This window comes from Candidatus Dependentiae bacterium (genome assembly GCA_026389065.1).
In the GTDB taxonomy this organism is placed as follows: domain Bacteria; phylum Babelota; class Babeliae; order Babelales; family Chromulinivoraceae; genus JACPFN01.
Map to the genome: position 1 here is coordinate 1 of JAPLIP010000056.1, position 8,158 is coordinate 8,158.

The following is an 8,158-nucleotide window of genomic DNA, read 5'->3' on the forward strand; positions in this document are numbered from 1 at the left end:
AAAAAATATTTTTTAGCGCTTTGACTTTTTTAACCCTTATTCGACAAACTTATTGTAAAAAGTTAATCTTATATCGTGTACAAAATTCAAGATGTATTGATCGATTTTTGCATGTGAGGAGTCATAAACATGTCAGGTCATTCCAAATGGGCCAATATTAAGCATAAAAAAGCAAAAGAAGATGCAAAGCGTGGTAAAGAATTTACCAAGCTTGTAAGAGAAATAACCATTGCTGCAAAATCAGGCGGCGATCCTGCGGGTAATCCAAGACTTCGTCACTTAGTTGAAGAAGCAAAAGAGATCAATATGCCTGCTGAAAATGTTCAGCGCGCTATCAAAAAAGGAACTGGAGAACTTCCTGGTGTCATGTATGAAGCAATCACCTACGAAGGACATGGACCATCTGGAGCTGCTATAATAATTGAAGTTTTAACTGACAATAAAAATCGAGTTGTTGCTGATCTTCGCCATATATTTTCTCGCAATGGTGGAAACCTTGCAGAGACTGGTTCTTTAAATTGGATGTTTGAGCGCCTTGGAATTGTCCGAGCTCATACACCAGAAGGACTAACAGAAGACTCGCTTTTTGAACAATTAATTGAGTTTGACATCAAAGATATTTCAATTGAAAATGGCACTTTAACTATCAGCATGCCTCTAGTAAGCTTGCATGAAGTTACTGAAGCTGTAAAAAAATTAAACATTAAAATTGACGATTCACAAATTGAATGGGTTGCACAAAATTTTGTAACCTTAGAAGCAGACGCTGAAGAAAAAGCATTCAATTTACTTGAAAAAATAGAAGAATATGACGACGTACAAAACGTCTACACCAATATCGGATAAATGAGTACCTTTATGACCCAAAGTATGACCGGATTTTCATCTGAAATTGTTGAAATTGCCATAAACAGCACAGAAAAACTTTCACTTTCGTTGCATTTAAAATCTCTAAATTCTAGATATTTTGAAGCAACTTGCAAATTGCCTTACATCATCAACAATTTAGAAGTGCTAATTCATCGTATTTTGAAAAAAAAATTAGAACGTGGTCACGTCTATCTCACGATAAAGGTACAACAAGATTCAACAAAGCATTCTGTAATTCCATCATTGACGACAATCTCTGGATACATGGATGCTATCAAAACAATCCAAAAAACTTGTAATCTCAAAGAAGAAGTGTCTCTTGCGACACTTCTTCAGCTTCCAAATATTTTGCACGTTGAAGAAGAAATCCTAAACAGCAAAACAGAAGAAAAGATCTTAGCCGCAATTGAAAACCTTGCTGATAGCTTAATTGTTACTCGCAAAACAGAAGGTAAAATTTTAGCTGATGATATTAATTCTCATGTCAAAGAAATTGCAAAAAAATTAGTTTTAATAAAAAAAGCATCCTTAAAAGCTATTGTCATTAAGAAAAAAGAGCTTGAAGAGCTCATTACAAAATTACAGCTGTCTGTAAATCAAGAACTTTCTGTTGATAACTGTTTACTTGAAAATCAAAAAATCACTCTTCTGGCAGAACTTGAAAAAATTGACATCAATGAAGAAACAGTTCGAGCAGCATCACATGTAAAAAGCATTATTCAACTTCTTGAACAAGATGCTCTCTCTAAGGGCAAAAAGCTTGATTTTACGATGCAAGAATTAAATCGCGAAACCAACACGATTGCATCAAAGTGCTCACAAATATCTATCAGCTCGCTTACCATTGATATAAAAGCTGACCTAGAAAAAGCTCGCGAGCAAGCACAAAATATTTTATAACAACTTGGCACTTTTAAACGTAACTGTGATATGACAAAACATTTTACCCACATACATCTTCACACGGAATATTCGCTGCTCGATGGAGCGATAACGCTTCCAAAGCTTGTTGATCATGCCAAAAAGCAAGGACTAAAGGCTCTTGCTATAACAGATCATGGAAATATTTTTGGTGCTGTAAAATTTTTCCAACTTTGTAAAAAAGCTGGCATCAAACCTATTCTTGGCATGGAAGCTTATATCACAGAAGACGTTGATCAACGCTCTGTTGATAAAAAATATTATCATCTTATCATTTTAGTCCAAAACGATATTGGTTATAAAAACCTATGCAAACTCATAGCTTTTTCATACCAAAAAGGTTTTTACTTTAAACCTAGAATTGATTACGACATGCTTGATAAGCACAGCGAAGGGCTTATTGTCACGAGTGCTTGTTTGGGCGGTCATATTCCGCAACTGTTAAAAAATGGCCAAGATGAACTTGCATTAAAACAGATTAATTGGTTTCTTGATCGATTTGGAAGAGATCGTTTTTATCTTGAAGTGCAACCAGAAGACCAAGAAGAACAAGTAGTCATGAACAAAAAACTTTTTGAACTTGGCAAAAGGTTAGACATTGGCATGGTAGCTACAACAGATTGTCACTATCTTGGACTTGAAGATCATGAAGCGCATGAAACAATGCTTGCAATTGGTACAGGAAAACGCTTTGACGACCCTACTCGCTTTAGCTTTAAAGAATGTCGTGCCTACATGAGATCAGAAACAGAAATGCTTTCTATCTTTAAAGATAATCCTGATGCTGTCTACAATTCTGGCAAGATCGCAGATATGTGCAACTTTGAATTTGAAACAAATAAATTATTTTTCCCACAATTTAAAACCCCTGAAAATCTAACGCCTGAACAGCACTTTCAAAATTTATGTCGTGATGGACTTGAAACTTTAGCTAAAAAAAATAGATTTCCTATCGAAGAAAAACAAAAATACATAGACCGACTTGAACTTGAGATGAATCTTATTATTGAAATGGGATTTGTTGGATATTTTTTAATTGTAAGTGATTTTATCATGTGGGCTCGGCGTAATGATATCCCTGTTGGCCCTGGTCGTGGTTCTGCAGCAGGAGCGCTGGTTGCATGGTGTTTAGAAATTACAAATATTGATCCGCTCAAATACAATTTACTTTTTGAACGTTTTTTAAATCCTGAACGTGTCAGTATGCCAGATATCGATATCGATTTTTGTATTGAAGGCCGTGAAACGGTTATTAATTATATTAAAGACAAATATGGACACGATAAAGTGTGCCAAATTATTACCTTTGGGACTATGCTTGCAAAAGGCGTAATCAAAGATGTAGCTCGTGCTCTTGGACTACCCTTTGAAGAATCAAACATGATTACGGCACTTGTTCCAGACCAATTAAAAATTTCTCTAAAAGAAGCTTTGGACCAAGAACCAAAACTTAAAGAACTTATTGCTAACAATCCAACTATAAAACATATTTTTGACATAGCATTCAAACTTGAAGGCGTCACTCGTCATGCATCAAAACACGCGGCTGGAATTGTCATCACTCCTGAACCCACCCATGAGATGCTTCCTATTTTTATTCCACCAAAAGATGATTCTATTGTTGCGCAGTATGCGATGACAGAACTTGAAAGCATCGGTTTTTTAAAAATCGATCTTTTGGGACTAAAAAACTTAACTCTGGTTAAAAACACACTCAATTCAATTAAAAAGCACAAAAACATTATCATCGACATTGATCACATTCCATTAGATGACATAAAAACATTTGAATTAATTCAAGCCGGTAAAACATCTGGTGTCTTTCAATTAGAGTCTGATGGATTAAAAGAAGTTTTAAGAAAATTAAAGCCTGATAAGTTTGAAGATATTATTGCAGTTAACGCACTTTATCGCCCTGGACCACTAAACTCTGGAATGGTTGATGATTATATTTTACGTCGGCATGGAAAACAAAAAATCGATTATTTCTTTGATGAATTAAAAGACGTCCTAGAAGAAACCTACGGAGTTATTGTTTACCAAGAACAGGTTATGAAAATTGCTTCAGTCATTGGTGGATATTCTCTTGGAGAAGCTGATATTTTGCGTAGGGCAATGGGTAAGAAAAAAGCTGACGTCATGGCAGAGCAAAAAAAATTATTCGTTGAGCGCGCAGACGGCAAGGGATTTAATCATAAAAAATCAGATGCACTTTTTGAACTCATGGCTTACTTTGCTGGATATGGTTTTAACAAATCTCACTCGGCAGCATACGCACTTATTGCCTATCAAACAGCTTACTTAAAGGCTAACTACCCATGCGAATTTGCATCCTGTTTAATTTCTTTAGAATCTGGCAATGCTGAAAAAATGGCTTTCTATTTAAAAGAAGCTCGCGACATGGGAATCGATCTGTTACCCCCAAGCATAAATAATTCTCAAGTGGATTTTTCTATCGTTGGTGACAAAATTTTATTTGGCCTGCAAGGTATTAAAAATATCGGCTTAGCCTCTTTGCAAAATATTATTGCGCAAAGAGAAAAGTCTGGACCATTTAAAGATATTTTAAACTTGTGTGAAAGAATTGATCTAAGAACCTCAAACAAAAGAGTTTTAGAGAATTTAATTAGTGCTGGTGCGCTCGATGAGCTTTCAGGTAACAGAGCACAAAAATTTAACGAACTTGCACATATTATCGAAGAAGCCTTAGAAATAAAAGAACATAAACTGACTGGTCAAATGCAGCTTTTTGGATCGAGTAAATCTACAACAGAGCAAGGACAAGCTTACAGTTTTGCCGCAAAACCAGAATGGTCAAACAAAGAAAAGCTCGAAAAAGAAAAAGAAGTTTTGGGTTTTTATATTAGCTCGCACCCTTTGCAAACGCATGAAAAGCAACTTGACTGGATTCCAACAAAAACCATTAATGAGATCTTAGAGCAACTCAAAACCATGCCTGCAAATGTAGAGCAAGAGCCAACGGTTATCACATGCGGACTTTTAATCCAAAAGAAAATAATATCAACAAAAAAAGGTGATAAAATGGCTTTTGTTCAAATCGAAGATTTACACAATCACGCTGAAATCATTATTTTCCCACGACTTTTTAAAGTAATTGAACCATGGTTGCAAGATTATTCTATTTTTGTAGTCAAAGGCTCTTTGGATATTGCTGCGCAATCAACATGCAAAATTAAAGCAAATCAAATGGTTCCACTAGAACTCATATTTCAAGAGTGGGATAAAATCAATCAAGTGACTTTGCAACTTCCTGATGATGCTACGCTTGCCCACATTGAAATGATCAAAAAAATAGAAGGAGGAAAAATCCCCCTTCGTATGCAATATCAAGAAAATGGCAAAACTATTAAAATCACGACCAAAAAAATGATTTCTTTAAATCTTGATTTAGTTTCACAGCTTGAAGATATTAATATTTCTGGAACTCTCGATTTGTAATTTTACTGCTTACCAGTCAAAGCTCTCAGCATCCATGCTGTTTTTTCATGTTGTTCAATTAAATCTTCTAAAAATTTTCGAGTGCCATAATCTTTTGATTTTTCCAGATGAGTAATTCCATCTCGGAGTTGCTCAATTAAACTTTCATACTGTTTCAAAAGATTAACCACCATTTTTTTAGGTTCTGGTAATTTACCCGTATCTTCTTTTAAAGGCGAAATGCTTAAAATCTCTTTCATAGAGCCAGCAGCTTGACCGCCGATAGCACGAACGCGTTCTGCAAGTTTATCCATATCCGCAAAAAGCACGTTGTACTGTTTATCAAATAATAAATGGTAATCATGGAACTCAGGACCTACTAAATTCCAATGATAATTTAATGTTTGAATGAGCATTACGGCTTCACTTGCGAGCAGCTTATTAAGCATAATTTCGCTTATTTTTTGATCAGCTTTATTTAACATATCATCTCCTGATTTTACCACTTCTATATTTTGATTTTTATTATCATCTCTTCTTTTTTTATCAAATCTAGAGTCTAAAGGCATGCTTATAAAAACAATGCCTAAAATAATTCCTCGTGAAATATTTGAATTCTTCATGATCTCCTTTTTTAAAATGAATAAATTCTTTAAAAGTTAGTTTCTAAATACTTTATAGCTTTTAAGTACTCTGGATTATCTAATGCTTTTAAGTCGGCTAAAAATCTTTGTAAGTCCATGCATTCAGACTGGCTAGCATCGACACAATGCATCATTCCTTGATTACCAGTTACAAAAGATGAAGGCTCTGAAATATCTGAGGCAATGCTTAAAGACTCTTTAAATAAATCAAGAGTTTGATATGTGTAGCTAGAAATATCTATATTTTGCTCGTCGTACAATAAAATAGCTCGAACAAAGCGGGCACTCAAGCGAGCTTGCATTGTTTTCGAGCTTTCTAAAAGATATCGCTGAAATAAATGATCCAGATGAGAAATATTTTCTTTTTTTAAACAAACCTTTGCAAGCCTAGAAAATGTTTCTAATATCCCTGATTTATTTTGCATAAACATATAAATATCAAGAAGGGCTTCATAGACATTTTCATCTTCTTTAAATAAAGAAACATGCTCATAAACGCTTATGGCTTGTTGAATTTTTCCGGATTTTTTATATAAATTCGCAGCGACATGATATCTATCAAGTGCCGCATTATCATCAAACGCTAGTAAAATATCTCCCTCTAATTGATATGCTATTGCAACATCTTGGACTGAATGCATAAGCAATCTATGAATGCTTAAGGCTCGTTCCTTTTCTCCACGAGATATAAAATCGGCTAATTTAAACCAAGCAACATTATAAGATCCAGATGCGAGCACCCTCATTCCACTAATCCTTCTTTTTTTTTTACATCGTCTTATGATTATCATACCTCACATGTCAATCTTATGTATTTTTTCAAAAAAGAAAATAAAGTATCACAATCAATTGAAGGTTTCTTGACAAAGATTGGAGCTAGGGGTATTCTAAACAGTGAATTGATCAAAAATTCATTCTTTTTTTCAATATTTGAAAATCTAAATTACGCCCAGGTAGCTCAGTGGTAGAGCATGTGCCTGAAGAGCACAGTGTCGGTGGTTCGATTCCATCTCTGGGCACCAATCTTCGCCTGTTGGGGTACGCTTAGGCGCTGCCAGCAAATCAAAAGAAAAGTTTAAATTAAAAAATATTTGCAGCAGTTTTGTTATTTCGTAAAGCCCGCACACTTTTGTAGTTGCTGGCTATTTTTTTGTGAATTTTTTATAAGATCTTTAATGGTTTTCATTTTATTCTTCTAGTAATCAAAAATCCCTTTTGGTATTATAAAAACCATGATAACACAAAGAATTAAGCATTAACCTTTAGGGGACTTTATGAAAAAAAATTATGTAAAAATTGTTATGTTCGCTTGTATTTTCGTTGCTGAGTCTGTTACTTGGGCGGGACCACTATGTCGATATGAATCCTTGGAACACAAAATAGATTGGTCAAATGTTAATAAAATTATAGATTATGAAGATTTTTCTGCTCCTGCGCTTGTACATGCATCTAGTGAAAACAAATCAGATCTTGTTGAACGTCTTTTGGTAGCAATGGCAAATCCTAATTGTGAGGCAGGATGCGGCATGACTCCTTTGCGAGCAGCTATTATCTGTGGCCATGTTGAAAATGTTAGACTTCTCTTGCAACATAGAGCCGATGTTAATCTTCAATGTCGGGCTATGCTTGGTAATAATCATGGGTCATATCTTGCTTTTGCACACAGCTTAGAGGGAACGAGATTCTCATCAGGAACAGCTTTTTCTAATCGGCTTCAAGCAATTATTACTCTTTTACAAAATAGAAATTAATACAAAATAGATATAAATTACAAGCGCTGATGGCAAAACTAAAAAAATCAAAACCATTTTACACTGCAAATTTATAGTGCATCACAACTAAGCGACATGCTTACAAGCTGCGGCTTTGACATTTTAGGCCAGTATAAAATGGATGGATCAACTTTCGTAGACGATAAAACTTCAATTTTATAATTTTGGCACAAGACGATTCAGGCTACGTTGATTTGATTGGCAAAGATGAACTTTCGCAGCAAGACTTGGCTGACATGAAAATTGAACATGAAAAGTATTTAAAATATAAAATTGCGTACGACAAATATGTAAAATCTCGACCAGATATTGTCGATGAATTATGGCACGGTCCTCAGTCAAGTGAGTATGAAGCTGACTGGCAAAAGTTTTTAGATTCGGATGAGAAAAAGTAAATACTGTAGCTCTGCGAAATAAAATACCATGCGAAATAAAATACCACTGGCTTAAAAATTTGCGCCTGGGGTATTTTATTTAAATCGATAACTAAAATTCGTTATTCTAAAATTTCGC

At 34.7% G+C, this 8,158-nt stretch carries 7 protein-coding genes and 1 tRNA gene; 6 read left to right on the forward strand and 2 right to left on the reverse strand.

What is annotated here, in order from left to right:
- Positions 1–129 precede the first annotated feature (129 nt).
- From NTU89_04070 to dnaE, 3 genes are read left to right on the forward strand one after another with little or no spacing between them, the layout of a single operon-like run.
- Positions 130–846: a YebC/PmpR family DNA-binding transcriptional regulator gene (locus tag NTU89_04070; GenBank protein MCX5923707.1), complete on the forward strand. Its 717-nt coding sequence runs from the start codon at positions 130–132 to the stop codon at positions 844–846.
- Between the two features lie 12 nt (positions 847–858).
- Positions 859–1,770 carry a YicC family protein gene (locus NTU89_04075; GenBank protein ID MCX5923708.1) on the forward strand — a complete coding sequence of 304 codons (912 nt, stop codon included), beginning with the start codon at positions 859–861 and terminating at the stop codon, positions 1,768–1,770.
- Positions 1,771–1,800: 30 nt separating this feature from the next.
- Complete coding sequence (gene dnaE / locus NTU89_04080) at positions 1,801–5,250, forward strand: DNA polymerase III subunit alpha (protein MCX5923709.1); 3,450 nt, start codon at positions 1,801–1,803, stop codon at positions 5,248–5,250.
- 2 nt (positions 5,251–5,252) lie between these two features.
- On the opposite strand, the gene NTU89_04085 is transcribed toward dnaE, so the two are convergent.
- Both NTU89_04085 and NTU89_04090 read right to left on the reverse strand, forming a co-directional pair.
- Complete coding sequence (locus NTU89_04085) at positions 5,253–5,852, reverse strand: DNA starvation/stationary phase protection protein (GenBank protein ID MCX5923710.1); 600 nt, start codon at positions 5,850–5,852, stop codon at positions 5,253–5,255.
- A gap of 29 nt (positions 5,853–5,881) precedes the next feature.
- Positions 5,882–6,619: a hypothetical protein gene (locus tag NTU89_04090; GenBank protein MCX5923711.1), complete on the reverse strand. Its 738-nt coding sequence runs from the start codon at positions 6,617–6,619 to the stop codon at positions 5,882–5,884.
- A gap of 201 nt (positions 6,620–6,820) precedes the next feature.
- On the opposite strand from NTU89_04090, the gene NTU89_04095 reads away from it, so the two are divergent.
- The 3 genes from NTU89_04095 to NTU89_04105 all read left to right on the forward strand — a co-directional run bounded on the left by NTU89_04095 (position 6,821) and on the right by NTU89_04105 (position 8,040).
- A tRNA-Phe gene (locus NTU89_04095) sits at positions 6,821–6,895 on the forward strand.
- A gap of 252 nt (positions 6,896–7,147) precedes the next feature.
- Positions 7,148–7,624: an ankyrin repeat domain-containing protein gene (locus NTU89_04100; GenBank protein MCX5923712.1), complete on the forward strand. Its 477-nt coding sequence runs from the start codon at positions 7,148–7,150 to the stop codon at positions 7,622–7,624.
- A gap of 185 nt (positions 7,625–7,809) precedes the next feature.
- On the forward strand, positions 7,810–8,040 hold the full coding sequence (locus tag NTU89_04105; protein MCX5923713.1) for a hypothetical protein: 231 nt from the start codon (positions 7,810–7,812) through the stop codon (positions 8,038–8,040).
- The last annotated feature ends 118 nt before the right edge of the window (positions 8,041–8,158 follow it).